The organism is Pseudomonas sp. FGI182 (assembly GCF_000511325.1).
Taxonomy (GTDB): Bacteria; Pseudomonadota; Gammaproteobacteria; order Pseudomonadales; family Pseudomonadaceae; genus Aquipseudomonas; species Aquipseudomonas putida_Z.
The window spans coordinates 4898526-4921596 of record NZ_CP007012.1 but is presented as its reverse complement, the minus strand read 5'-3'; the positions used below and the strand labels follow the sequence as shown (position 1 = coordinate 4921596).

Genomic DNA, 23071 nt, shown 5'->3' with positions numbered 1-23071 from the left:
CTGAATAAGCGAACACCCATGACCACGCGCATTCTTACCGGTATCACCACCACCGGCACTCCGCACCTGGGCAACTACGCCGGCGCCATCCGCCCGGCGATCCGTGCCAGCCAGCAGCCCGGTGTCGACTCGTTCTACTTCCTGGCCGACTACCACGCCCTGATCAAGTGCGACGACCCGCTGCGCATCCAGCGTTCGCGCCTGGAAATCGCCGCCACCTGGCTGGCCGGTGGCCTCGATCCGGACAAGGTGACCTTCTACCGCCAGTCCGATATCCCGGAAATCCCCGAGCTGACCTGGCTGCTGACCTGCGTCAGCGCCAAGGGCCTGCTCAACCGCGCGCACGCCTACAAGGCCTCGGTGGACAAGAACCTGGAAAACGGCGAAGACCCGGATGCCGGCGTGACCATGGGCCTGTACAGCTACCCGGTGCTGATGGCCGCGGACATCCTGATGTTCAACGCCAACAAGGTGCCGGTCGGCCGTGACCAGATCCAGCACGTGGAAATGGCCCGCGACATCGGCCAACGCTTCAACCACCTGTTCGGCCAGGGCAAGGACTTCTTCGCCCTGCCGGAAGCGGTGATCGAGGAGAGTGTGGCGACCCTGCCGGGCCTGGACGGGCGCAAGATGTCCAAGAGCTACGACAACACCATCCCGCTGTTCACCAGCGCCAAGGAGATGAAAGACGCCATCTCGCGCATCGTCACCGACTCGCGTGCGCCTGGCGAAGCGAAAGACCCGGACAACGCGCACCTGTTCACCCTGTTCCAGGCCTTCTCGACGCCGGCGCAGTGCGCCGAGTTCCGTGAAGAGCTGCTGCAGGGCCTGGGCTGGGGCGAGGCCAAGCAGCGCCTGTTCCAGCTGCTGGACGGCCAGTTGGCCGAGAAGCGCGAGTACTACCACCAGCTGATCGCCCGCCCGGCGGACCTGGAAGACATCCTGCTGGCCGGTGCCGCCAAGGCTCGCAAGATCGCCACGCCATTCCTCGAGCAACTGCGCGAGGCCGTTGGCCTGCGTTCGTTCCGCAGCAGCGTGCAGGCCAGCACCGAAGTGAAGAAGAAGGCTGCCAAGAGTGCGCGTTTCGTCAGCTTCCGCGATGAAGACGGCAGCTTCCGCTTCCGCCTGCTTGCCGCTGACGGCGAACAGCTGCTGCTGTCGCGCAGCTTCGCCGACGGCAAGAGCGCCGGCGCCGTGAGCAAGCAGCTGCAGCAAGGCGGCGAGGCGGATGTGCGCGTCGAAGGGCTGGGCTTTGGGCTGTGGCTGAACGGCGAACAGGTTGCCGACGGGCCGCAGTTCGACAGCGCCGAAGCCCGTGATTCGGCCATTGAAAGCCTGCGTGCAGCGCTTGCGCCTCAACCGGACTGAGGCATTTCGCCTGTAGGAGCGGGTTTACCCGCGAACACCGGCAAAGCCGGTGCCATCCAGCACTTAGTTGGTCTGGATGAGGCATATTGACGCAAGTCGCATTGCCATTAAGCGGGCCTGTCGCTACAGTGACGGCCCGTTTTTTGTTGCCTCGCTAACGAATCATGACGCCCCTAGAACGATATCAAGCAGATCTGAAACGTCCCGACTTCTTCCATGACGCGGCGCAGGAAACTGCGGTGCGTCACCTGCAGCGCCTGTACGACGACCTGGTGCACGCGCAGAACAACAAGCCGGGCGTGTTCGGCAAGCTGTTCGGCAAGAAGGAGCAGACCCCGGTCAAGGGCCTGTACTTCTGGGGTGGGGTAGGGCGAGGCAAGACCTACCTGGTCGATACCTTCTTCGAGGCGCTGCCGTTCAAGCAGAAGATGCGCACGCACTTCCACCGCTTCATGAAGCGTGTGCACGAGGAAATGAAAACCCTCAAGGGTGAGAAGAACCCGCTGACCATCATTGCCAAGCGCTTCAGCGAAGAAGCCAAGGTCATCTGTTTCGACGAATTCTTCGTATCGGACATTACCGACGCGATGATCCTCGGCACCCTGATGGAAGAGTTGTTCAAGAACGGCGTATCGCTGGTGGCTACTTCCAACATCGTGCCGGACGGCCTGTACAAGGACGGCCTGCAGCGCGCGCGCTTCCTGCCCGCCATCGCCATGATCAAGCAGTACACCGAGGTGGTGAACGTCGACAGCGGGGTCGACTACCGCCTGCGTCACCTGGAGCAGGCCGAGCTGTACCACTACCCGCTCGATGAGGCGGCGCACCAGAGCCTGCGCGCCAGCTTCAAGGCGCTGACCCCTGAATGCACCCAGGCGGTCGAGAACGACGTGCTGATGATCGAGAATCGCCCGATCAATGCCCTGCTTACCTGTGACGACGTGGCCTGGTTCGACTTCCGCGCCCTGTGCGACGGCCCCCGCAGCCAGAACGACTACATCGAACTGGGCAAGATCTTCCATGCCGTGCTGTTGAGCAACGTGGAGCAGATGGGTGTCACCACCGACGACATCGCCCGCCGCTTCATCAACATGGTGGACGAGTTCTACGACCGCAACGTCAAGCTGATCATCTCGGCCGAGGTGGAGCTGAAGGACCTGTATACCGGTGGGCGCTTGGCCTTCGAGTTCCAGCGTACCCTGAGCCGCTTGCTGGAGATGCAGTCGCACGAGTTTCTGGCGCGGGCGCACAAGCCCTGAGAATCCGGGGCCGCTTTGCGGCCCTTTCGCGACACTTGTGTCGCGATGGGCTGCAGAGCAGCCCCATTGGCCTCAAGCCTCCTGCATGAACTGTTGCCGATACTGGTTCGGCGACAACTCGGTGTGCTGACGGAACAGCCGCGCAAAGAAACTGGCATCGTCATATCCGACCTCATAGCTGATGGTCTTGATGCTCTTGCGCGTACTCGACAGCAACCCCTTGGCCGTCTCGATCCGTAGCCGTTGCAGGTAGTGCAGCGGCTTGTCACCCGTCGCGCCCTGGAAGCGGCGCATGAAATTGCGAATGCTCATGCCGTGGTTGCGGGCCACGTCCTCGAAGCGGAACTTGTCGGCGAAGTGTTCCTCCAGCCAGTGCTGGATCTGCAGGATGATCAGGTCCTGGTGCAGCTTCTGCCCGCCAAAGCCCATGCGCCCGGGGGTGTAGTTGCGTTGCACTTCGTAGAGGATGTCCCGGGACACGGCGCGGGCCACGTTGGCGCCACAGAAGCGTTCGATCAGGTAGATGTACAGGTCGCAGGCCGAGGTGGTGCCGCCGGCGCAGTACAGGTTGTCGGCGTCGGTCAGGTGCTTGTCCTGGTTCAGCCGGATCTTCGGGAAGCGTTCGGCAAAGCTGTTGAAGAAGCGCCAGTAGGTGGTCGCTTCCTTGCCGTCGAGCAGGCCGGACTCGGCCAGCCAGAACACGCCACTGGCCTCGGCGCACAGCACAGCGCCACGTGCATGCTGTTCACGCAGCCACGGTAGCACCTGTGGATAACGTTGCAGCAGGTTGTCGAAGTCGTCCCAGAATGCCGGGAGGATGATCACATCGGCGTCGTCCAGGCCGCCTTCGACCGGCAGCTGCACATTGCTGAAGCTGTCCACGGGCTGGCCGTCCGGGCTCACCAGACGGATCTCGAACATGGGCTGAAGGCCCAGGCCCAGCTGCTTGCTGTAGCGCAAGCTGGCGAGGTGGAAGAAATCCTTGGCCTGCATCAAGGTCGAAGCGAACACCTTGTCAATGGCCAGGATGCTGACGCGCCGCAGCGACGCGGAGGGTTGGGTAAACATCATTGTCATTGTTCTTATAGGGTAGAGTGGTCAATCACCGGCTGGATCGTCTTATTTTTTGGCGATTGTGTCTAGCCTGCTACACCGCGCTGGTTTCTTCGCGGGCTTGCCCGCTCCCACAGGTACCCCGCAGGCCTGAGGGGCGGTGAGGTCCTGTGGGAGCGGGCGAGCCCGCGAAGAAACCAGCACAGGGTCCGGCTCAAGGCGCCGGGTTCGGTTGCTCCTGGTGAATCGCCTCGATCGCCGCCAGCAGTTCATCACTCAGGCTCAGCTCGAGGCTGGCAAGGTTGCTGTCCAGCTGCTCGAGGCTGGTCGCGCCAATGATGTTGCTGGTCACGAACGGCTGCCGGGTGACGAACGCCAGGGCCATCTGTGCCGGGTCCAGGCCGTGCTCGCGGGCCAGCTGCACATAGCGGCTGCAGGCCGCCACGGTCTGTGGGTTGGAGTAGCGGGCAAAGCGGCTGAACAGGGTCAGGCGTGCGTTTTCCGGGCGTGCGCCGTTCTCGTATTTGCCGGAAAGCATGCCGAACGCCAGCGGCGAATAGGCCAGCAGGCCGCACTGCTCGCGGATGGCCACTTCCGCCAGGCCCACCTCGAAGCTGCGGTTGAGCAGGTTGTACGGGTTCTGGATCGACACCGCTCGCGGCCAGCCGCGGCTTTCGGCCAGTTGCAGGAACTTCATGGTGCCCCAAGGCGTTTCGTTGGACAGGCCGACGTGGCGGATCTTGCCCGCGCGCACCTGCTCGTCGAGCACTTCGAGGGTTTCTTCCAGCGGGGTGAAGTGGTCCTGTGGCAGGTGCTGGTAGCCCAGCTTGCCGAAGAAGTTGGTGCTGCGCTCGGGCCAGTGCAGCTGGTACAGGTCGATGCGGTCGGTCTGCAGGCGCTTGAGGCTCTCGTCCAGCGCGGCGACGATGTGCTGGCGGTTGTGCTTGAGCTGGCCGTCGCGGATGTGGCTGATGCCGTTGCCGGGGCCGGCGACCTTGCTGGCCAGCACCCAGTCGTCGCGATCGCCATTGGCGCGGAACCAGTTGCCGATGATGCGCTCGGTGGCGGCGTAGGTTTCGGGGCGGGGCGGCACCGGGTACATCTCGGCGGTGTCGATGAAGTTGACCCCGGCGGCCTTGGCCCGGGCAATCTGCTCGAAGGCCTCGGCCTGGACGTTCTGCTCGCCCCAGGTCATGGTGCCCAGGCACAGGGCGCTGACATTGAGGTCGGTACGGCCGAGCTGGCGGTATTCCATCGGGTAGACACTCCTTGACAAAGAAGCCCATCAAAGCAGGTTGAAATTTTTCGCGCAATCTGGATAATTCGGCCCCTCTCCGTGTGGCGGAAGTGATGCACCACCACGCAGGAAGAACCCCGTCGAACATTGGCGTGCCTGACCCGAGCCCCCAAAAGCGTCAGCGTTCGGCTGCGCGCTTGCCCTTGGCAAGCTGTGCACTATCCAGTAAGATTCGCCGTCTATTTTTCGCTGGGCGGCCTCTGAGGCTTTAGAGAATGAAAACTTTTACTGCTAAACCGGAAACAGTAAAGCGCGAGTGGTTCGTAGTCGACGCCGCTGGCCAGACCCTGGGTCGTCTGGCTACCGAAATCGCTAGCCGTCTGCGTGGCAAACACAAACCAGAATACACCCCTCACGTTGACACCGGCGACTACATCGTCGTCATCAACGCCGAGCAGGTTCGTGTGACTGGTGCCAAGTCTTCCGACAAGATGTACTACTCCCACTCCGGTTTCCCGGGCGGTATCAAGGAAATCAACTTCGAGAAGTTGATCGCCAAGGCCCCTGAGCGTGTTATCGAAACTGCGGTCAAAGGCATGCTGCCGAAGAACCCGCTGGGTCGCGACATGTACCGCAAGCTGAAAGTGTACGCGGGTGCTGCTCACCCACACACTGCTCAGCAGCCTCAAGAACTGAAGATCTAACGGGATAGTTCATTATGTCGGCGACTCAAAACTACGGCACTGGCCGTCGCAAGACCGCAACCGCTCGCGTATTCCTGCGTCCGGGTACTGGTAACATTTCCATCAACAACCGTTCTCTGGACGTGTTCTTCGGTCGCGAAACCGCTCGCATGGTTGTTCGTCAGCCGCTCGAGCTGACCGAAACCGTCGAGAAGTTCGACATCTACGTCACCGTTTCCGGTGGTGGTGTCAGCGGTCAAGCCGGTGCGATCCGTCACGGTATCACCCGCGCTCTGATGGAATACGACGAAACCCTGCGTGGCGCTCTGCGTCGTGCTGGCTACGTCACCCGCGACGCTCGTGAAGTTGAGCGTAAGAAAGTGGGTCTGCGTAAAGCGCGTAAGCGTCCTCAGTACTCCAAGCGTTAATACCGCTTCGGCAGTCGAAAAAAGCCCGGTTCCTTGGAACCGGGCTTTTTTTATGTCTTGAACTAACCTGTCAGCATGTCGGTGACGACTTGCCGCATAGACGCAGATCAAGCAAAGCGAGGGTTGTAGCCCGTTCCCCGGGTAATCACCTTGTCAGTGTGTGGATTTGTTTCTTACCATGGCGGCCAATTTTTAGTGCCACAGACATTACCTAAGTACAGGCCAGGTCCAACTGGCCAAGCAAGCTGATGGGAGAGGACTGAATGAGCAATGACGGCGTCAACGCAGGCCGGCGCCGCTTCCTCGTAGCCGCGACATCTGTAGTCGGGGCAGCGGGGGCAGTGGGGGCTGCGGTACCGTTCGTGGGGTCATGGTTTCCCAGTGCCAAGGCGAAAGCCGCGGGTGCACCGGTGAAGGTCAATATCGCCAAGGTCGAGGCCGGGCAGCAGATGGTGGCCGAGTGGCGTGGCCAGCCGGTGTTCATCGTGCGGCGAACGGACGAGATCCTCGGTAACCTGAAAAAGGTCGTCGGTGACCTGGCTGACCCCGAGTCCAAGGCCTCGGTACAGCCCACCTACGTCGACCCGCAGGTTCGTTCGATCAAGCCGGAAATCCTCATCCTTGTCGGCCTGTGCACACACCTGGGCTGCTCGCCCACCTTCCGTCCGGAAGTCGCACCCGCCGACCTTGGCCCGAAATGGGTCGGTGGCTATTTCTGCCCGTGCCACGGCTCCCACTACGACCTGGCCGGCCGCGTCTACAAGTCGCAGCCGGCGCCTCTCAACCTGCCCGTGCCACCGCACTCTTACGAGTCGGACGAGATCGTCGTCATCGGCGTTGACCAGGAGAACGCATGATGAGCAAGTTCATGGACTGGATTGATGCTCGCTTCCCCGCCACCAAGATGTGGGAAGACCACCTGAGCAAGTATTACGCGCCCAAGAACTTCAACTTCCTGTACTTCTTCGGCTCCCTGGCGCTGCTGGTGCTGGTCAACCAGATCGTCACCGGTGTGTGGCTGACCATGAGCTTCACGCCCTCGGCGGAAGAGGCGTTCGCCTCGGTCGAGTACATCATGCGTGACGTGGAATACGGCTGGATCCTGCGCTACCTGCACTCGACCGGTGCATCGGCGTTCTTCATCGTGGTCTACCTGCACATGTTCCGCGGCCTGCTCTACGGCTCCTACCAGAAACCGCGTGAACTGGTGTGGCTGTTCGGCATGCTGATCTACCTGGCGCTGATGGCCGAAGCCTTCATGGGCTACCTGCTGCCGTGGGGCCAGATGTCGTACTGGGGTGCCCAGGTGATCATCTCGCTGTTCGGTGCCATTCCGGTAATCGGTGGCGACCTCACCCAGTGGATCCGCGGTGACTACCTGATCTCGGGTATCACCCTGAACCGCTTCTTCGCCCTGCACGTGGTTGCCCTGCCGATCGTGATTCTCGGCCTGGTGGTGCTGCATATCCTCGCCCTTCACGAAGTGGGTTCGAACAACCCCGATGGCGTCGACATCAAGAAGAAAAAGGACGAGAACGGTATCCCGCTGGATGGTATCCCGTTCCACCCGTACTACACCGTCAAGGACATTGTCGGCGTGGTGGTGTTCCTGTTCGTGTTCTGCGCCGTGGTGTTCTTCTTCCCGGAAATGGGCGGTTACTTCCTGGAGAAACCTAACTTCGAGCAGGCGAACGCCTTCAAGACACCCGAGCACATTGCGCCTGTGTGGTACTTCACGCCGTTCTACGCGATCCTGCGTGCGGTGCCTGACAAACTGATGGGCGTCATCGCCATGGGTGCGGCCATTGCCGTGTTGTTCGTGCTGCCCTGGCTCGACCGCAGCCCGGTGCGCTCCATGCGCTACAAGGGCTGGATCAGCAAGCTCTTCCTGCTGGTGTTCTGCGTGGCCTTCGTCATCCTCGGCGTGCTGGGCGTACTGGCGCCGACACCTGGGCGTACCTTGCTGTCGCAGGTGTGCACGGTGTTGTACTTCGCCTACTTCCTGCTGATGCCGTTCTACACAAGGCTCGAGAAGACCAAACCGGTTCCGGAAAGGGTGACTGGCTGATGAAAAAGTTGATTGCAGTATTTTTGCTGGCAGTGATGCCTGCCTTTTCCTTCGCGGCCGAAACGGGCCTGGAGCTGGACAAGGTCGAGATCGACCTGGGCGACAAGGCCGCCATGCAGGACGGTGCGCGTACCTTTGCCAACTATTGCATGGGTTGCCACAGTGCCAAGTTCCAGCGTTACGAGCGGGTGGCCGATGACCTTGGCATCCCCCACGAGCTGATGCTCGAGAAGCTGGTGTTCACCGGTGCCAAGATCGGTGACCACATGCAGATCGGCATGAAGCCCAGTGACGCCAAGACCTGGTTCGGCGCCGCACCGCCAGACCTGACCCTGGTGGCGCGGGTGCGTGGCACCGACTGGCTGTACACCTACCTGCGCAGCTTCTATGAGGACCCGTCGCGGCCTTATGGGGTGAACAACAAGGTGTTCCCGAACGTTGGCATGCCAAACGTGCTGGTTGGCCTGCAGGGCAACCAGTACGTCGGCTGCAAACAGGTGCAGACCGTGACCGATGGCAAGAAGCAATTCGACCCGTTGACCGGCGCCCCGATCACCCATGAAGCCTGCGACCAGCTGACCATTACGCCGAATTCCGGTACCCTGACGACCGAGCAGTTCGACGAGAAGGTCAAGAACCTGGTGACCTTCCTGGCCTATTCGGCCAACCCGGTCAAACTGGAAAGCCAGCGCATCGGTACCTACGTGTTGCTGTACCTGGCTTTCTTCTTCGTATTCGCCTACTTGCTCAAGCGTGAATACTGGAAGGACGTGCACTGATCACGCAGTAGTTTCTGGTTGTTGAACGCGCCCGTGGTGGCCTGGCAGATCTGCCAGGTCACCACGGGCGCGTTTTCATTTACAGTTTCACAAGCATCCCGTGCGAGGAGGCGCTACATGGGCGCAACCAACAGGTTAGCCTGCTATTCCGACCCCGCTGATCACTATTCTCATCGGGTACGCCTCGTGCTGGCCGAGAAGGGTATCAGCGTGCAGGTCATCGATGTCGACCCCAGTCGCCTGCCGCCCAAGCTGGCCGAGGTGAACCCTTACGGCAGCGTGCCGACCCTGGTCGACCGTGACCTGGCGCTGTATGAGTCGACCGTGGTGATGGAATACCTCGAGGAGCGTTATCCACATCCGCCGCTGATGCCGGTGTACCCGGTTGCGCGGGGCAACAGCCGCTTGCTGATGCACCGCATCCAGCGCGACTGGTGCTCCCTGGCCGATACCGTGCTCGACCCGCGCAGCAGCGAGGCTGGCCGAGCCGAAGCGCGCAAGGCGTTGCGTGAGAGCCTGACCGGGGTCTCGCCGTTGTTCGGCGAGTACGCCTGCTTCATGAGTGAGGAGCAAAGCCTGGTCGATTGTTGTCTACTGCCCATCCTCTGGCGTCTGCCGGTGTTGGGTATCGAGTTGCCGCGGCAAGCCAAGCCGCTGCTGGATTACATGGAGCGGCAGTTCGCCCGCGAGCCTTTCCAGGCGAGCCTGTCCTCTGTAGAACGTGAAATGCGCAAGCTTTAAGGAGCCGTTGATGAACTCCAGTCGCCCCTATCTGGTTCGAGCACTGTACGAGTGGATCGTCGACAACGATTGCACGCCCCATATGCTGGTCAATGCCGAATTCCCGAAGGTCCAGGTCCCGGACGGTTTCGCCAGTGATGGCCAGATCGTGTTGAACATCTCGCCAAGTGCAGTGCGCAGCCTGCACATGGACAACGACGCGGTCAGCTTCGAGGGCCGCTTCGGTGGCGTGGCTCACTCGCTGTACGTGCCGGTTGGCGCCATCCTGGGTATCTATGCCCGCGAAAATGGCCAGGGTATGGTCTTCGAGCTGGAGCCGCCCGTGATGGATGACGATGAGCCGGAAGATGATGATGTGCAGCCGGACGACAATGGCCCGCCAGAAGGTGGTGGCCAGCCGCCACGCCCGACTGGCCGGCCAAGCCTGAAAGTGGTCAAGTAACAAAAAAGGCGATCCAACCGGATCGCCTTTTTCTTTACCAGCCCTGACTTACAGGTCGCTGATGGTGCGTACCTGGTCCTTGTTGATGCGGGTACGCTTGCCGTCGAGTTGCTGGAACTCGTAGAAGCCGGCGTCGCGGTCGAATTCCGGTACGTCGACGGCCTGGATTTCACGACCATCGTTGAGGGTGATCAGGCTTGGTGTGGAGCAGCCGGCCAGGGTGGCGAAAGTGCCGAACAGCAGGGCAGGCAGCAGAAGCTTTTTCATGCGGTGTTTCCTGGATTTCTGAAAAGACAAGGTGTTGTGCTTGCCTGTACCGGCCTCTTCGCGGGCTTGCCCGCTCCCACAGGGTTTAGCGTATCCCTGTGGGAGCGGGCAAGCCCGCGAAGAGGCCGGTACAGGCTAATGAATCAGTCGATGTACTCGAACAGCTTGACGATCTTCTGCACACCCGAAACGCCCTGTACCACGGCAGTGGCCGAGTTGGCCTCCTGCTGGGTCACCAGGCCGAGCAGGTAGACGATGCCGTTCTCGGTAATCACCTTGATGCGCGAGCTGGGCACGGCATTGTCGGTCAGCATCTGGGTCTTGATCTTGGTGGTCAGCCAGGCGTCGTTGTTGCGCGCCAGGATGGAGGAGGGCTGCATCACCTGCAGCTCGTTGTGCACTTTCTTGACCCGCTGTACCTGGCTGGCAGTCTGCTCGGCAAGGCTCTTGAGGTCGGCGCGCGGGGTCTGGCCGGCCAGCAGGACGATGCCGTTGTAGCTGCTGACAACGATGTGCGAACCTTTGTCCAGGTCAGGGCTGGCCTTGGCGATGTTGACCGAGGCCTTGGTTTCGATCAGCGAGTCGTCGATCTTGCTGCCGATGGTGCGCGTGCCGCGATCGTCCTCGATTGGCGAATTGCGGGTAGAGGTCAGTACCGAGCTGCAACCAGTAACGCTCAGGCACAGGGTCAGGGCCATAAGGCCGAGGCGCATAGGGGTCATTCTTCACTCCCGAACAGTTGGCTGTCGATCAGATCACACAGGCAGTGGATCGCCAGCAGGTGGACTTCCTGGATGCGCGCGGTAACCGTCGAAGGTACGCGGATTTCCACGTCTTCGGGCAGCAGCAACGAAGCCATGCCGCCGCCATCGCGACCCGTCAATGCTACGACAATCATTTCGCGGTCATGTGCGGCCTGGATCGCCTGGATCACGTTGGCCGAGTTGCCGCTGGTGGAGATCGCCAGCAGAACGTCACCGGGCTGGCCCAGCGCGCGGATCTGCTTGGAAAAGACTTCGTTGTAGCTGTAGTCGTTGGCGATCGAGGTCAGGGTCGAGCTGTCGGTGGTCAGCGCGATGGCCGGCAGGCTCGGGCGTTCGCGCTCGAAGCGGTTGAGCAGCTCCGAGGAAAAGTGCTGGGCATCGCCGGCCGAGCCGCCGTTGCCGCAGGCGAGCATCTTGCCCTCGTTGAGCAGTGCATTGACCATGACCAGGCTGGCCTGCTCGATGTGCGGTGCCAGGATGTCCATTGCCTGTTGCTTGGTATCGATGCTGGCCTGGAACAGCCGGCGAATTCGGGATTGCATGTCCATCTGGTGACCTTAAGTGGGGCGGTGGCCTTTGCTACGCGCAACAACGACCAGCCCGCGAAACATAGAGCAAAAAAATCGGAGTGGGTTCAGCATTCGAAGGCGTTTTTCAGCCATTGAAGCGGTCTGCCTGCATGGTGGCTGCCCTGCAGGGCGACTACGTCGAAGCGGCAGGGGTGGTTGCCCCAGTGGGGCTCCTTCTGCAGGAACAGGCTGGCGGCGAGCACCAACCGTTTCTGCTTGCGCCCGTCGATACTGCCGAGGGCGCCACCGAAGCCCGCGTGCAACCGGTAGCGGACTTCGACGAATACTACTGTATCGGCGTCGAGCATGACCAGATCAAGCTCACCGCCTTTGCATCGCCAGTTGCGCGCCAGCAGTTGCAAGCCCTGCCCTTGAAGGTATTCAAGGGCCTGGGTTTCCGCTGCCTGCCCGGCGCTGGTGGGCGACGCTGCTGCCATCAGCGGGCGGTGTCAGGCAGGCGCTGGACCTGGCCGCCGACGAACTCGGCCCAGGGCAGCTGGCGCTCGACACGCTGGTTGGCGTTCATGCTCAGGCTGCCCGAAAGGCCCAGTACGCGGTTGTCCGGCAGCGCTTTCAGTTGGCCCAGGCGCGGCGCCAGGCTGTAGGCGTCGACGCCCATGGCATACAGGCGGCCCAGGCTGCCGGCGGCTTGCGGCCACTGCTGCACGACCTGCTGGCGCAGGCTGTTGCTGGTATCGAGCAGCCACGGGGTTTCGCAGAAGCGGATACCGTTCATGTCGTTGTACTGGTTGACGTCACCACTGGCGCTGTACAGGTTCGAGGTGGCGTAGACCGGTACGTCACCGGCGTACTGGAAGTTCAGGGTCGGCTTGATCTGCTGGGCCTGTTGCGGGGTCGAGGCGAGGAAGATGAAGTCGATGTCCTGGCGGCGCGACGGCTGCGCGGCGATGCTGCCACCTACCGTGCTCTGCAGGCTCTTGGCGCGGCCTTCGCTCTGGCGCAGCTGGAACAGGTCGGCAATCTGCTGGGCCAGTGCGACCGGCTGGGCGATGCGCTCGGCGGCGAGCAGGGTGCCACCATTGCCTTCCCAGTCCTGGCGGAAGGCGGCAAGCACGCGGTCGCCCCATTCGCCGCTCGGCACCAGGGCCACGGCGCGGACCATGCCATCGGCGCGGGCGCGGCGGGCCACTTCACGGGCTTCGTCTTCGGCAGCCAGGCCGAACTGGAACAGCTGCGGCGGCGCCTTCTGGCCGGCGTCGGCGTAGTTCAGGGCCAGGGTGGTGATCGGCAGTTGTGGCTTGGCAGCCAGTTGCTTGACCAGCGGTTTTTCCAGTGGGCCGATGACCAGCTGTACGCCTGCGGCCTGGGCCTGGCGATAGAAGTCGTCGAGCGAACCGATGCGCGAGCTGTCGAATACCTGCACGGCTGGCGCCTGCTGGCCGGCTTGCTGGGCCTGGAAATGCGCAGCCATGAAGCCGTCACGCAGGGCGCGGGCAACACCGGCCAGCGGGCCTTCCTGAGGCAGCAGCAGGGCAATCTTGGTCAGCGGCTGGCTGGCCAGCTCCTTGAGCTTGGTCAGTGCCAGCGGCAGTTGCTGGGCGGCCGGGTGGTCCGGGTGCTGCTTGACCCAGGCGTCGATAGCCGCTTGCTGCTGTTCCAGGGTGCCGGCGCTTTTTACCGCGAAGGCCAGGCTGGTCCAGCCGGCCAGGGTCTGGTCGTTGCCAGGCTGCTGCAGTTGCTCTGCCGGCAGCGAGGCGACCAGGGCCCAGATGGCGTCATTGTTGGCGCTGGCGGCCTGGCCGCTGAGCAGCGGGGCCAGCAGCACGCGCTGTTGCGCGGCGGCCAGGGCCTGGCCATCGGCTTCGAGGGCGGCCGCGTGCACGCTGTAGGTGCGCGCTTGCTGTTCTTCCGGCAGTTCGGCGACGCGCTGCAGGCTCGGGTGGGCCAGGGCGGTCAGGGCAGCCTTGGGCTGGTTGCGGCTCATGGCCAGCTCGGCACCGAGGGTGCTGGCGAACACTTGCTGCGCCGGCTTGAGCGTGTCCAGCGGCACCTGCTCGAGGATGCGTGCGGCGCGTGGGAAATCCTTCTGCTTGTAGGCCAGGTCGGCTGCGCTCAGGCGCAGCAGGGCGGCGTCTTCCGCGGACTTGCTGGAAGCAGCCTTCTCGAGCAGTTGCTCGATGCTGGCGTCCGGGGTGCGTGGCAGTTCGCCCAGGCTGGATGAGGGCGAGCTGGCGCAGGCTGCCAGCAAGGCAGCAAGGCAGAGGGCTGTGAACAGCCGCAGGCAAGCGATCATGTAAAGGTCCTGTTACTCGATCAAGGTGGCCGGCAATTGTACCCAAGCGCTGGCCGGGGCGCGATGTTGCCGTGTCGATCCTTCACTATAGGAGGCCTGCCATCGGTCGTCGGCGAAGTTCTTTGCGCCCTGTTGCAGGCGCTCGGGCTACAATGGCGCCTTTGATCCGAACGACAGGTGTGCGCAGTGACTGATGTGGCAGGGGCTTCGAAATCCACCGTGGGGACGCTGTATGTGGTCGCAACCCCCATCGGCAACCTTGACGACATGAGCGCCCGGGCGCTGAAGGTGCTGGCGGACGTGGCCCTGATCGCGGCGGAAGATACCCGTCATTCGATCCGCCTGCTGCAGCACTTCGGCATCGACACGCCGCTGGCGGCCTGCCATGAGCACAACGAGCGCGACGAGGGCGGGCGTTTTCTCACCAAGCTGCTGGCGGGCGAGAATGTGGCGTTGGTCTCCGATGCCGGCACGCCGCTGATTTCCGATCCGGGGTACCACCTGGTGCGCCAGGCGCGGGCTGCGGGTGTGAACGTGGTGCCGGTGCCGGGCGCCTGCGCTCTGATCGCCGCGCTGTCGGCGGCCGGCCTGCCTTCGGACCGCTTCATCTTCGAAGGCTTCCTGCCGGCCAAGGCAGCGGGACGCCGGGCGCGCCTGGAGCAGGTAAAGGAAGAGCCGCGCACGCTGATCTTCTATGAGGCCCCGCACCGTATCCTGGAATGCCTAGAGGACATGGAGGCGGTGTTCGGTGGCGAGCGCCCGGCGCTTTTGGCGCGCGAGCTGACCAAGGCCTTCGAGACCCTCAAGGGCCTGCCCCTGGCCGAGCTGCGCGCGTTCGTTGCCGGCGACAGCAACCAGCAGCGCGGTGAGTGCGTGGTGCTGGTCGGTGGCTGGAGTGCGCCGGAGGGCGAGCAGGCGATCAGTGCCGAGGCGCAGCGGGTGCTCGACCTGCTGCTGGCCGAGTTGCCACTCAAGCGGGCGGCGGCGCTGGCCGCGGAAATTACCGGGGTGCGCAAGAACCTGCTGTATCAACTGGCCCTGGAAAAGCAGAAAGCCGAGTAGTGGCAAATTGATGTAGATGTCGGTATTGCTTGTTCTCGGGCGCGCGTGCCGTTAATCTTGGCGGCGGAGAGTCGATCGGACAGTCGCTGCCTGCTTTTGTTCCGCAACAGCAGGGGGAGGAAAGTCCGGGCTCCATAGGGCAGAGTGCCAGGTAACGCCTGGGAGGCGCGAGCCTACGGAAAGTGCCACAGAAAATAACCGCCTAAGCACTTCGGTGCCGGTAAGGGTGAAAAGGTGCGGTAAGAGCGCACCGCACGGCTGGCAACAGTTCGTGGCTAGGTAAACCCCACTCGGAGCAAGACCAAATAGGGTTCCATCAGGCGTGGCCCGCGTCGGAACCGGGTAGGTTGCTAGAGGCGTCCAGCGATGGCCGTCGTAGAGGAATGACTGTCCTCGACAAAACCCGGCTTACAGATCGACTCTCCACCTTTCCCTCCCTGCTTTATTCGATAGCAGATGCCCTCTGGTAATACCGAAAAAATCTTACTCTTAATAAATCACTTTAACTTCGAACTCCATTCGCCTGCGTGGGTTTGATTTTTCTCGTGTTTTTTTCTCCTCGGTAGTCCTTCCGCATTCCTTTATTGCGCTAAATCTCGGTCCTGTAAGGCTTTTCCTTCCGAACGTGCCTTGACGGTGCTGCGGGCGGATTCCTATAGTGTGCGCAAGTGGCAGAAAGTGGGATGAAGTGGGTTTTCTGGCACAAAAAAGCTAACATTGTGGGGAATCGCAGCCGTGTTCCGCGGAGCCAACGCCGTCAGCCTCGATGCCAAGGGCCGTCTCGCCATGCCGAGCCGGTACCGTGACGAGCTCGATTCGCGTTGCAATGGTCAACTGATCGTGACCATCGACGCCGTTGACCCCTGCTTGTGTGTTTATCCCCTCGATGAGTGGGAACAGATAGAAGCCAAGTTGCGTGCCTTGCCATCGTTGCGTGAGGAAAACCGCCGCCTGCAGCGTTTGCTGATCGGTAATGCGGTTGACCTGGAGCTCGATGGCAGCGGGCGTTTCCTGGTGCCGCCCCGTCTGCGTGAGTACGCCAAGCTCGACAAGAAGGCGATGCTGGTGGGGCAACTGAACAAATTCCAGCTGTGGGATGAAGATGCCTGGAACGCGGTTTCGGCAGCCGACCTTGCAGCTATTCAACAACCGGGCGCCATGCCCGACGAATTGCGTGACCTGATCCTGTGACCATAGATAGCGGCTTCAACCACATTACCGTCCTGCTCGACGAAGCTGTCGAGGCATTGGCCCTGCGCGCCGACGGTTGCTATCTGGACGGCACTTTCGGCCGCGGCGGGCACAGCCGGCTGATTCTCAGCAAGCTCGGGCCGCAAGGGCGGCTGCTGGGTTTCGACAAAGATCCACAGGCGATTGCCACGGGGCAAGCGCTGGCGGCCGAAGACGGCCGCTTTGTCATTGTGCAGCGCAGCTTTGCCGAGCTGGGCGCGGAAGTGGCCGAGCGCGGCCTGGATGGCAAGGTCAGCGGCGTATTGCTGGACCTGGGCGTTTCCTCGCCGCAGCTGGATGATCCCGAGCGTGGCTTCAGCTTCCTCAATGATGGCCCGCTGGACATGCGCATGAACCCGGACCAGGGCATCAGCGCCGCCGAGTTCATCGCCACTGCGCCGGTGGAAGAGATCGCCCGCGTATTCAAGGAATACGGCGAGGAGCGCTTTGCCGGGCGCATGGCGCGTGCTGTGGTGGAACGCCGCGAAAAGCAGCCGTTCACCCGTACCGCCGACCTGGCGGAAGTGCTCAAGGTGGCCAACCCGGCTTGGGAAAAGGGCAAGAACCCGGCTACCCGTGCCTTCCAAGGCCTGCGCATTCACGTCAACAACGAGCTGGGCGACCTAGAGACCGGTCTTGAGGCAGCGCTCGAAGCGCTGGAAGTTGGCGGGCGCCTGGCAGTCATCAGTTTCCACTCGCTGGAAGACCGTATCGTCAAGCTGTTCATGCGCAAGCTGGTCAAGGGCGAGGCCGACAACCTGCCACGCAACCTGCCGGTTCAGCACAAGGCCTTCGAGCCGAAAATCAAGCTCATCGGCAAGGCCCAGTTCGCTTCCGAAGCCGAGCTCAAGGCCAACCCGCGGGCGCGCAGCGCCGTGATGCGGGTGGCGGAGAAACTGCGGTGAGCAGGCTGTTTGCCAAACCCTTGCCAGGCGGAAGCTTCCTGATGCTTCTGCTGTTCGTTGCCGTGCTGATTTCGGCCATCGCCGTGTCCTACAGCGCGCACTGGAACCGTCAGTTGCTCAACACCCTGTACGGCGAGTTGAACGAACGCGACAAGGCCCAGGCCGAGTGGGGCCGGCTGATCCTCGAGCAAAGCACCTGGACCGCCGCCAGCCGCATCGAAAACCTGGCTTCCGAGCAACTGAAGATGCGCGTACCTTCGGCTGACGAAGTACGGATGGTGGCGCCATGATGAAGCTCGAAGGCGCACTCTACCCATGGCGCTTCCGCGTGGTGATCGGCTTGCTGGCGCTGATGGTCGGTGCCATCTGCTGGCGCATCATCGACCTGCAGGTGGTCGACCGTGACTTCCTCAAGGGCCAGGGCGATGCGCGCAGCCTGCGTCACATCCCTATCCCGGCTCACCGCGGCCTGATCACCGACCGTAACGGTGAACCGCTGGCGGTCAGTACCCCGGTCACCACCCTGTGGGCCAACCCCAAGGAAATGCAGGCCTCCAAGGACCGCTGGCCACAGCTGGCGGCAGCGCTGGGGCAGAACCCGCAGCAGCTGACCGAGCGCCTGACCCAGCAGGCCAGCAAAGAGTTCATCTATCTGGTCCGCGGCCTTACCCCGGAGCAGGGCCAGCATGTACTCGACCTGAAAGTGCCGGGCGTGTACGGCCTGGAAGAATTCCGCCGCTTCTACCCGGCCGGTGATGTCACCGCGCACATGGTCGGCTTCACCGACCTCGACGACCACGGTCGCGAAGGGGTGGAACTGGCCTATGACGAGTGGCTGGCCGGCGTACCCGGCAAGCGGCAGGTGATCAAGGACCGGCGCGGCCGGCTGATCAAGGACATCCAGGTAACCAAGAACGCCAAGGCCGGGAAGACCTTGGCGTTGTCGATAGACCTGCGCCTGCAGTACCTGGCTACCCGCGAGCTGCGCAACGCCATTGCCGAGCAGGACGCCAAGGCCGGCAGCCTGGTGATCATGGACGTCAAGACCGGTGAGGTGCTGGCGATGGTCAACCAGCCGACCTACAACCCCAACAACCGTCGCAGCATGTTCCCGGCCGCCATGCGTAACCGCGCGATCATCGACGTGTTCGAGCCGGGCTCCACGGTCAAGCCGATTTCCATGAGCGCGGCACTGGAAAGTGGCCGCTGGAAGCCGACCGACAAGGTCGAGGTGTACCCGGGCAGCCTGCAGATCGGCCGCTACACCATCAAGGACGTGTCCAGGAGCGAGGGCCCGATCCTCGACCTGACCGGCATCCTCATCAACTCCAGTAACGTCGGCATGAGCAAGATCGCCTTCGACATCGGCGGCGAGGCCATCTACCGGGTCATGTCCCAGGTCGGCCTGGGTCAGTACACCGGCCTTGGCTTCCCCGGCGAACGCGTCGGCAACCTGCCCAACCACCGCGAGTGGCGCAAGGCAGAGACCGCGACCCTGTCCTATGGCTATGGCGTGTCGGTCACCGCCCTGCAGCTGGTGCATGCCTACGCGGCGCTGGCCAACGACGGCAAGATGGTGCCGCTGTCGATCCTCAAGGTCGACAAGGCCCCGGAAGCGGTGCAGGCCATTCCGAAGGAAACCGCCGAAACCGTCCAGGGCATGCTGCAGCAGGTGATTGAAGCACCGCGCGGCGTGTTCCGCGCCCAGGTGCCGTTCTACCACGTGGCCGGCAAGTCCGGTACCGCGCGTAAAGCCACCGTGGGCTCCAAGGGCTACACCGAAAACGCCTATCGCTCGCTGTTCGCCGGCTTCGGGCCGATGAGCGACCCGCGCTACGCCATCGTCGTGGTCATCGACGAACCAGGCAAGGGCGGCTACTTCGGCGGCCTGGTTTCGGCGCCGGTGTTCAGCAAGGTCATGTCCGGCACCCTGCGCCTGATGAACGTGCCGCCAGACAACCTGCCGCCACCAGCACCCGTCGAACAATCGCAAGTCAATGCAGCAGCAACCGCCAAGGGAGGGCGTGGATGATGACAATGCCATTGAGCAAGCTTTTCGCTCACGCCAGCCGTGACCCGCTGATCCGTGAACTGACCCTGGACAGCCGCAATGTGCGCCCGGGCGATCTGTTCCTGGCCGTGCCGGGCGCCAAGGTCGATGGCCGCGAGCATATCGCCGATGCCCTGGCGCGTGGCGCTGCCGCCGTGGCCTATGAAGAGCAGGGCGCGAGCGTCCTGCCAATCACCGACGCGCCGCTCATCCCGGTCAAGGGCCTGATCGCCCAGCTTTCGGATATCGCAGGGCGCTTCTATGGCGAACCGAGCCGCCAGCTGAACCTGGTGGGCGTGACCGGTACCAACGGCAAGACCAGCGTCACCCAGCTGGTGGCCCAGGCGCTGGACTTGCTTGGCCAGCGTTGCGGCCTGATCGGCACCCTGGGTACCGGCTTCTATGGTGAGCTGCAGAGTGGTCGCCTGACCACGCCCGACCCGATCGCCGTACAGTCGACCCTCAACGACCTCAAGAAAGGTGGCGCCAAGGCCGTGGCCATGGAGGTTTCCTCCCACGCCCTGGAGCAGGGCCGGGTCGCCGCGCTGGAATTCGACATTGCGGTCATGACCAACCTGTCCCGCGACCACCTGGACTACCACGGCAGCATGGAGGCCTACGAGGCCGCCAAGGCCAAGCTGTTCGCCTGGCCGAGCCTGCGCTGCCAGGTGGTCAACCTGGATGACGATTTCGGCCGTCGCCTGGCCGCCGATTTTGCCCGCCGTCCGAGTGTCGACCATATCGAGACCCGGTTGCTCAGCTACAGCCTGGAGAACCCGGAGGCCTCGCTGTTCTGCCGCGAAGCCGTGTTCAATGACGATGGCGTGCGTGCCACCCTGGTCACCGCCCAGGGCGAACGTACCCTGCGCAGCCAGTTGCTGGGCCGCTTCAACCTGAGCAACATGCTCGCCGCCGTGGCGACCCTGTTGGCGCTGGACTACGCGCTGGACGAAATCCTCAAGGTCACCCCGCAGCTGCAGGGGCCGATCGGCCGAATGCAGCGCCTGGGTGGGGGCAACAAGCCGCTGGTGGTGGTCGACTATGCGCACACCCCGGACGCCCTGGAGAAAGTGCTCGAAGCCCTGCGCCCGCACGCGCACGGCAAGCTGCTGTGCCTGTTCGGCTGCGGCGGCGACCGAGACCGCGGCAAGCGCCCGCTGATGGCCGAAGTGGCCGAGCGCCTGGCCGACCGCGTGCTGGTCACCGACGACAACCCGCGTACTGAAGACCCGCTGCGCATTTTCGATGACATCCGCCCCGGTTTCGCCAAGCCTGCCGAGGTCGAGTTCGTTGCTGGTCGTGGTGAAGCCATCGCACACCTGATCGCCACTGCCGCTGCCGACGATGTGATCGTGCTGGCCGGCAAGGGGCACGAGGATTACCAGGAGATCAATGGCGAGCGCCATGACTTCTCCGATTTGACCGAGGCCGAAAAGGCACTTGCAGCCTGGGAGGCTCCACATGCTTAAGCCGATGTCACTCAGCCAGCTGACCACAGCACTGAGTGGTCAACAAGTCGGTGCCGACGCCACCTTCACCGGCGTCAGCATCGACAGCCGAAGTGTTGGCGCCGGGCAACTGTTCGTCGCCCTGGCCGGCCCGCGCTTCGATGGCCACGACTACCTGGCCGATGTGAAGGCCAAGGGCGCTGTCGCGGCCCTGGTCGAGCGTGAAGTAGCCGATGTCGACCTGCCGCAGCTGCTGGTCGCCGATTGCCGCCTGGCCCTCGGCCAGCTTGGCGCGCTGAACCGTGCTGCCTTCGACAAGCCGGTGGTGGCCATCACCGGTTCCAGCGGCAAGACCACGGTCAAAGAGATGCTCGCCAGCATCCTGCGCACCCGTGGCCTGGTGCACGCCACCCGCGGCAACCTGAACAACGACCTCGGCGCGCCGCTGACCCTGCTGGAGATCGCTCCCGAGCACAGTGCCGCGGTGATCGAACTGGGCGCCTCGCGCATTGGCGAGATCCGCTACACCGTCGGCCTGACCCAGCCCCAGGTGGTCATCATCAACAACGCCGGTACCGCCCACGTTGGCGAGTTCGGCGGCCCGGAAAAGATCGTCGAAGCCAAGGGCGAGATCCTCGAAGGCCTGGGCGAGGGTGGTATCGCCATCCTCAACCTGGACGACAAGGCCTTTGATATCTGGAAGGCACGCGCCGGCGCGCACAAGGTCTTCAGCTTCGCCCGCAGCAATGCAAAGGCCGATTTCCATGCCACGGACATCGGTCGCGATGCCCGTGGTTGCCCGTCGTTCAAGCTGCACGGCGCTGGTGACGTGGTAGACGTGCAACTCAATGTGCTCGGTGAGCACAACGTCAGCAATGCCCTGGCCGCCGCCGCCGCTGCCCATGCCGTTGGTCTGAGCCTGAGCGGCATCGCCGCCGGCCTGGCTGCCGTGCAGCCGGTCAAGGGCCGTACCGTGGCGCAGATCGCGCCGAGCGGCGTGCGCGTGATCGACGACAGTTACAACGCAAATCCCACCTCCATGTGCGCGGCCATTGATATACTCGCCGGCTTTTCCGGACGCACCGTCCTGGTGCTTGGAGATATCGGCGAACTGGGGCAATGGGCGGAAGAAGGCCACCGTCAGGTGGGTGACTACGCGCGTGGCAAGGTCGACGCCCTGTACGCAGTGGGTTCCAACATGACACACGCGGTCAAGGCGTTCGGCGCCAATGGCCGCCATTTCGCTACTCAAGCTGAGTTGATCGACGCAGTTGGCGCCGAGAATGCCAGCGACACCACTATCTTGATCAAGGGCTCGCGCAGCGCTGCGATGGAAAACGTCGTGGCGGCATTGTGCGGTGCCAGCGGGGAGAAACATTAATGCTGCTGCTGTTGGCCGAGTATCTGCAACAGTTCCACAAAGGCTTCGCGGTCTTCCAGTACCTGTCCCTGCGCGGGATTCTGGGTGTGCTGACCGCGTTGTCCCTGGCGCTGTGGCTGGGGCCGTGGATGATCCGTACCCTGCAAATCCGCCAGATCGGCCAGGCCGTGCGTAACGACGGCCCGCAATCGCACCTGTCCAAGTCCGGCACCCCGACCATGGGTGGGGCGCTGATCCTGTCCGCCATCGCCGTCAGCACCCTGCTGTGGGCCGACCTGACCAACCGCTACGTGTGGGTGGTGCTGATCGTTACCCTGGCATTCGGTGCCATCGGCTGGGTCGACGACTACCGCAAGGTGATCGAAAAGAACTCGCGTGGCCTGCCAAGCCGCTGGAAGTACTTCTGGCAGTCGGTGTTCGGCCTGGCTGCAGCCATCTTCCTGTACAAGACCGCGCCGACCAGCGTCGAAACCACGCTGATCCTGCCGTTCATCAAGGATGTCACCATTCCGCTGGGCATCGGCTTCGTCGTGCTGACCTACTTCGTCATTGTCGGTTCGAGCAACGCGGTCAACCTCACCGACGGCCTCGACGGCCTGGCGATCATGCCGACGGTGATGGTCGGCGGTGCCCTGGGCATCTTCTGCTACCTGTCGGGCAACGTGAAGTTCGCCGAATACCTGCTGATCCCCTATGTGCCGGGCTCGGGCGAGCTGATCGTGTTCTGCGGCGCGCTGATCGGTGCCGGCCTGGGCTTCCTGTGGTTCAACACCTACCCGGCGCAGGTATTCATGGGTGACGTCGGCGCGCTGGCGCTGGGCGCCGCGCTGGGCACCATCGCCGTGATCGTCCGCCAGGAAATCGTGCTGTTCATCATGGGCGGCGTGTTCGTCATGGAAACCCTGTCGGTGGTGATCCAGGTTGCCTCCTTCAAGCTGACCGGCAAGCGCGTGTTCCGCATGGCGCCGATCCACCACCACTTTGAACTCAAGGGCTGGCCAGAGCCACGGGTGATCGTCCGCTTCTGGATCATCACCGTGATCCTGGTGCTGGTCGGCCTTGCAACCCTGAAACTGAGGTAGA

At 62.9% G+C, this 23071-nt stretch carries 24 protein-coding genes and 1 other RNA gene; 18 read left to right on the top strand and 7 right to left on the bottom strand.

Features of this window, described 5'->3' with window-relative positions; genetic code table 11:
• The first annotated feature begins 18 nt into the window (after positions 1-18).
• Entirely contained in the window at positions 19-1368 is a 1350-nt protein-coding gene (locus C163_RS21630; protein WP_025340563.1) for a tryptophan--tRNA ligase, read from the top strand.
• Positions 1369-1532: 164 nt separating this feature from the next.
• Positions 1533-2627 carry a cell division protein ZapE gene (gene zapE / locus C163_RS21625; protein ID WP_025340562.1) on the top strand — a complete coding sequence of 365 codons (1095 nt, stop codon included), beginning with the start codon at positions 1533-1535 and terminating at the stop codon, positions 2625-2627.
• A 72-nt stretch (positions 2628-2699) separates the two neighbouring features.
• Here the strand turns inward: zapE and C163_RS21620 are convergent, their stop codons facing one another.
• Positions 2700-3620, bottom strand: coding sequence for a GlxA family transcriptional regulator (locus C163_RS21620; protein ID WP_075047039.1), 921 nt, complete (start codon positions 3618-3620; stop codon positions 2700-2702).
• A 274-nt stretch (positions 3621-3894) separates the two neighbouring features.
• Entirely contained in the window at positions 3895-4935 is a 1041-nt protein-coding gene (locus tag C163_RS21615) for an NADP(H)-dependent aldo-keto reductase (protein WP_023662822.1), read from the bottom strand.
• 257 nt (positions 4936-5192) lie between these two features.
• Between C163_RS21615 and rplM the strand changes: the two genes are divergently transcribed.
• From rplM to C163_RS21580, 7 genes are all read left to right on the top strand, one after another.
• Complete coding sequence (rplM, locus tag C163_RS21610) at positions 5193-5621, top strand: 50S ribosomal protein L13 (RefSeq protein WP_003260798.1); 429 nt, start codon at positions 5193-5195, stop codon at positions 5619-5621.
• 14 nt (positions 5622-5635) lie between these two features.
• Positions 5636-6028, top strand: coding sequence for a 30S ribosomal protein S9 (gene rpsI / locus C163_RS21605; protein ID WP_003260797.1), 393 nt, complete (start codon positions 5636-5638; stop codon positions 6026-6028).
• 263 nt (positions 6029-6291) lie between these two features.
• Complete coding sequence (gene petA, locus C163_RS21600; RefSeq protein WP_015271723.1) at positions 6292-6885, top strand: ubiquinol-cytochrome c reductase iron-sulfur subunit; 594 nt, start codon at positions 6292-6294, stop codon at positions 6883-6885.
• On the top strand, positions 6885-8096 hold the full coding sequence (locus C163_RS21595; protein WP_025340560.1) for a cytochrome bc complex cytochrome b subunit: 1212 nt from the start codon (positions 6885-6887) through the stop codon (positions 8094-8096). The genes petA and C163_RS21595 overlap by 1 nt, the downstream gene beginning before the upstream one ends.
• Positions 8096-8875, top strand: coding sequence for a cytochrome c1 (locus C163_RS21590; protein WP_025340559.1), 780 nt, complete (start codon positions 8096-8098; stop codon positions 8873-8875). The genes C163_RS21595 and C163_RS21590 overlap by 1 nt, the downstream gene beginning before the upstream one ends.
• A gap of 117 nt (positions 8876-8992) precedes the next feature.
• Positions 8993-9616, top strand: coding sequence for a glutathione S-transferase N-terminal domain-containing protein (locus C163_RS21585; RefSeq protein WP_025340558.1), 624 nt, complete (start codon positions 8993-8995; stop codon positions 9614-9616).
• 10 nt (positions 9617-9626) lie between these two features.
• Positions 9627-10058: a ClpXP protease specificity-enhancing factor gene (locus C163_RS21580; RefSeq protein WP_025340557.1), complete on the top strand. Its 432-nt coding sequence runs from the start codon at positions 9627-9629 to the stop codon at positions 10056-10058.
• Positions 10059-10106: 48 nt separating this feature from the next.
• Here the strand turns inward: C163_RS21580 and C163_RS21575 are convergent, their stop codons facing one another.
• The 5 genes from C163_RS21575 to C163_RS21555 all read right to left on the bottom strand — a co-directional run bounded on the left by C163_RS21575 (position 10107) and on the right by C163_RS21555 (position 13912).
• Positions 10107-10325 (bottom strand): YgdI/YgdR family lipoprotein, encoded by a 219-nt coding sequence (locus C163_RS21575; RefSeq protein WP_025340556.1) that lies wholly within the window; start codon positions 10323-10325, stop codon positions 10107-10109.
• 143 nt (positions 10326-10468) lie between these two features.
• Positions 10469-11047: a BON domain-containing protein gene (locus C163_RS21570; RefSeq protein ID WP_015271720.1), complete on the bottom strand. Its 579-nt coding sequence runs from the start codon at positions 11045-11047 to the stop codon at positions 10469-10471.
• Positions 11044-11637, bottom strand: a complete 594-nt coding sequence (locus tag C163_RS21565) for a phosphoheptose isomerase (RefSeq protein ID WP_012274070.1) — start codon at positions 11635-11637, stop codon at positions 11044-11046. Before C163_RS21565 ends, C163_RS21570 begins: the two co-directional genes overlap by 4 nt.
• A gap of 86 nt (positions 11638-11723) precedes the next feature.
• Positions 11724-12095, bottom strand: a complete 372-nt coding sequence (locus C163_RS21560) for a YraN family protein (RefSeq protein ID WP_013974121.1) — start codon at positions 12093-12095, stop codon at positions 11724-11726.
• Positions 12095-13912, bottom strand: coding sequence for a penicillin-binding protein activator (locus C163_RS21555; RefSeq protein ID WP_025340555.1), 1818 nt, complete (start codon positions 13910-13912; stop codon positions 12095-12097). The genes C163_RS21560 and C163_RS21555 overlap by 1 nt, the downstream gene beginning before the upstream one ends.
• Positions 13913-14098: 186 nt before the next feature.
• On the opposite strand from C163_RS21555, the gene rsmI reads away from it, so the two are divergent.
• The 9 genes from rsmI to mraY all read left to right on the top strand — a co-directional run bounded on the left by rsmI (position 14099) and on the right by mraY (position 23070).
• Positions 14099-14974 carry a 16S rRNA (cytidine(1402)-2'-O)-methyltransferase gene (rsmI, locus tag C163_RS21550; protein WP_025340554.1) on the top strand — a complete coding sequence of 292 codons (876 nt, stop codon included), beginning with the start codon at positions 14099-14101 and terminating at the stop codon, positions 14972-14974.
• 67 nt (positions 14975-15041) lie between these two features.
• Positions 15042-15401: RNase P RNA component class A (rnpB, locus tag C163_RS26025), an RNA gene on the top strand.
• Between the two features lie 308 nt (positions 15402-15709).
• The gene (gene mraZ, locus C163_RS21545) at positions 15710-16165 is read left to right on the top strand and encodes a division/cell wall cluster transcriptional repressor MraZ (RefSeq protein WP_004575120.1); all 456 of its coding nucleotides are present in this window, start codon (positions 15710-15712) and stop codon (positions 16163-16165) included.
• Entirely contained in the window at positions 16162-17109 is a 948-nt protein-coding gene (gene rsmH, locus C163_RS21540) for a 16S rRNA (cytosine(1402)-N(4))-methyltransferase RsmH (RefSeq protein WP_025340553.1), read from the top strand. Before mraZ ends, rsmH begins: the two co-directional genes overlap by 4 nt.
• Positions 17106-17399: a cell division protein FtsL gene (ftsL, locus tag C163_RS21535; protein ID WP_025340552.1), complete on the top strand. Its 294-nt coding sequence runs from the start codon at positions 17106-17108 to the stop codon at positions 17397-17399. The genes rsmH and ftsL overlap by 4 nt, the downstream gene beginning before the upstream one ends.
• Positions 17399-19141: a penicillin-binding protein 2 gene (locus C163_RS21530; protein WP_162276789.1), complete on the top strand. Its 1743-nt coding sequence runs from the start codon at positions 17399-17401 to the stop codon at positions 19139-19141. Before ftsL ends, C163_RS21530 begins: the two co-directional genes overlap by 1 nt.
• Positions 19138-20628: a UDP-N-acetylmuramoyl-L-alanyl-D-glutamate--2,6-diaminopimelate ligase gene (locus C163_RS21525; RefSeq protein ID WP_177325770.1), complete on the top strand. Its 1491-nt coding sequence runs from the start codon at positions 19138-19140 to the stop codon at positions 20626-20628. The genes C163_RS21530 and C163_RS21525 overlap by 4 nt, the downstream gene beginning before the upstream one ends.
• Positions 20621-21988 carry a UDP-N-acetylmuramoyl-tripeptide--D-alanyl-D-alanine ligase gene (gene murF, locus C163_RS21520; protein WP_025340549.1) on the top strand — a complete coding sequence of 456 codons (1368 nt, stop codon included), beginning with the start codon at positions 20621-20623 and terminating at the stop codon, positions 21986-21988. The genes C163_RS21525 and murF overlap by 8 nt, the downstream gene beginning before the upstream one ends.
• Positions 21988-23070 carry a phospho-N-acetylmuramoyl-pentapeptide-transferase gene (gene mraY / locus C163_RS21515; RefSeq protein ID WP_025340548.1) on the top strand — a complete coding sequence of 361 codons (1083 nt, stop codon included), beginning with the start codon at positions 21988-21990 and terminating at the stop codon, positions 23068-23070. The genes murF and mraY overlap by 1 nt, the downstream gene beginning before the upstream one ends.
• Position 23071: the final 1 nt, after the last annotated feature.

Bases quoted from the DNA above. Each gene is read 5' to 3' on its own strand.
- C163_RS21560 (WP_013974121.1), bottom strand. From the start codon at position 12,095: ATGGCAGCAGCGTCGCCCACCAGCGCCGGGCAGGCAGCGGAAACCCAG.
- zapE (WP_025340562.1), top strand. From the start codon at position 1,533: ATGACGCCCCTAGAACGATATCAAGCAGATCTGAAACGTCCCGACTTC.
- C163_RS21630 (WP_025340563.1), top strand. From the start codon at position 19: ATGACCACGCGCATTCTTACCGGTATCACCACCACCGGCACTCCGCAC.
- C163_RS21580 (WP_025340557.1), top strand. From the start codon at position 9,627: ATGAACTCCAGTCGCCCCTATCTGGTTCGAGCACTGTACGAGTGGATC.
- C163_RS21570 (WP_015271720.1), bottom strand. From the start codon at position 11,047: ATGACCCCTATGCGCCTCGGCCTTATGGCCCTGACCCTGTGCCTGAGC.
- C163_RS21565 (WP_012274070.1), bottom strand. From the start codon at position 11,637: ATGGACATGCAATCCCGAATTCGCCGGCTGTTCCAGGCCAGCATCGAT.
- C163_RS21595 (WP_025340560.1), top strand. From the start codon at position 6,885: ATGAGCAAGTTCATGGACTGGATTGATGCTCGCTTCCCCGCCACCAAG.
- C163_RS21615 (WP_023662822.1), bottom strand. From the start codon at position 4,935: ATGGAATACCGCCAGCTCGGCCGTACCGACCTCAATGTCAGCGCCCTG.
- murF (WP_025340549.1), top strand. From the start codon at position 20,621: ATGCTTAAGCCGATGTCACTCAGCCAGCTGACCACAGCACTGAGTGGT.
- C163_RS21585 (WP_025340558.1), top strand. From the start codon at position 8,993: ATGGGCGCAACCAACAGGTTAGCCTGCTATTCCGACCCCGCTGATCAC.
- C163_RS21530 (WP_162276789.1), top strand. From the start codon at position 17,399: ATGAAGCTCGAAGGCGCACTCTACCCATGGCGCTTCCGCGTGGTGATC.
- mraY (WP_025340548.1), top strand. From the start codon at position 21,988: ATGCTGCTGCTGTTGGCCGAGTATCTGCAACAGTTCCACAAAGGCTTC.
- rpsI (WP_003260797.1), top strand. From the start codon at position 5,636: ATGTCGGCGACTCAAAACTACGGCACTGGCCGTCGCAAGACCGCAACC.
- C163_RS21590 (WP_025340559.1), top strand. From the start codon at position 8,096: ATGAAAAAGTTGATTGCAGTATTTTTGCTGGCAGTGATGCCTGCCTTT.
- rplM (WP_003260798.1), top strand. From the start codon at position 5,193: ATGAAAACTTTTACTGCTAAACCGGAAACAGTAAAGCGCGAGTGGTTC.
- C163_RS21620 (WP_075047039.1), bottom strand. From the start codon at position 3,620: ATGCAGGCCAAGGATTTCTTCCACCTCGCCAGCTTGCGCTACAGCAAG.
- C163_RS21525 (WP_177325770.1), top strand. From the start codon at position 19,138: ATGATGACAATGCCATTGAGCAAGCTTTTCGCTCACGCCAGCCGTGAC.
- petA (WP_015271723.1), top strand. From the start codon at position 6,292: ATGAGCAATGACGGCGTCAACGCAGGCCGGCGCCGCTTCCTCGTAGCC.
- C163_RS21555 (WP_025340555.1), bottom strand. From the start codon at position 13,912: ATGATCGCTTGCCTGCGGCTGTTCACAGCCCTCTGCCTTGCTGCCTTG.
- C163_RS21575 (WP_025340556.1), bottom strand. From the start codon at position 10,325: ATGAAAAAGCTTCTGCTGCCTGCCCTGCTGTTCGGCACTTTCGCCACC.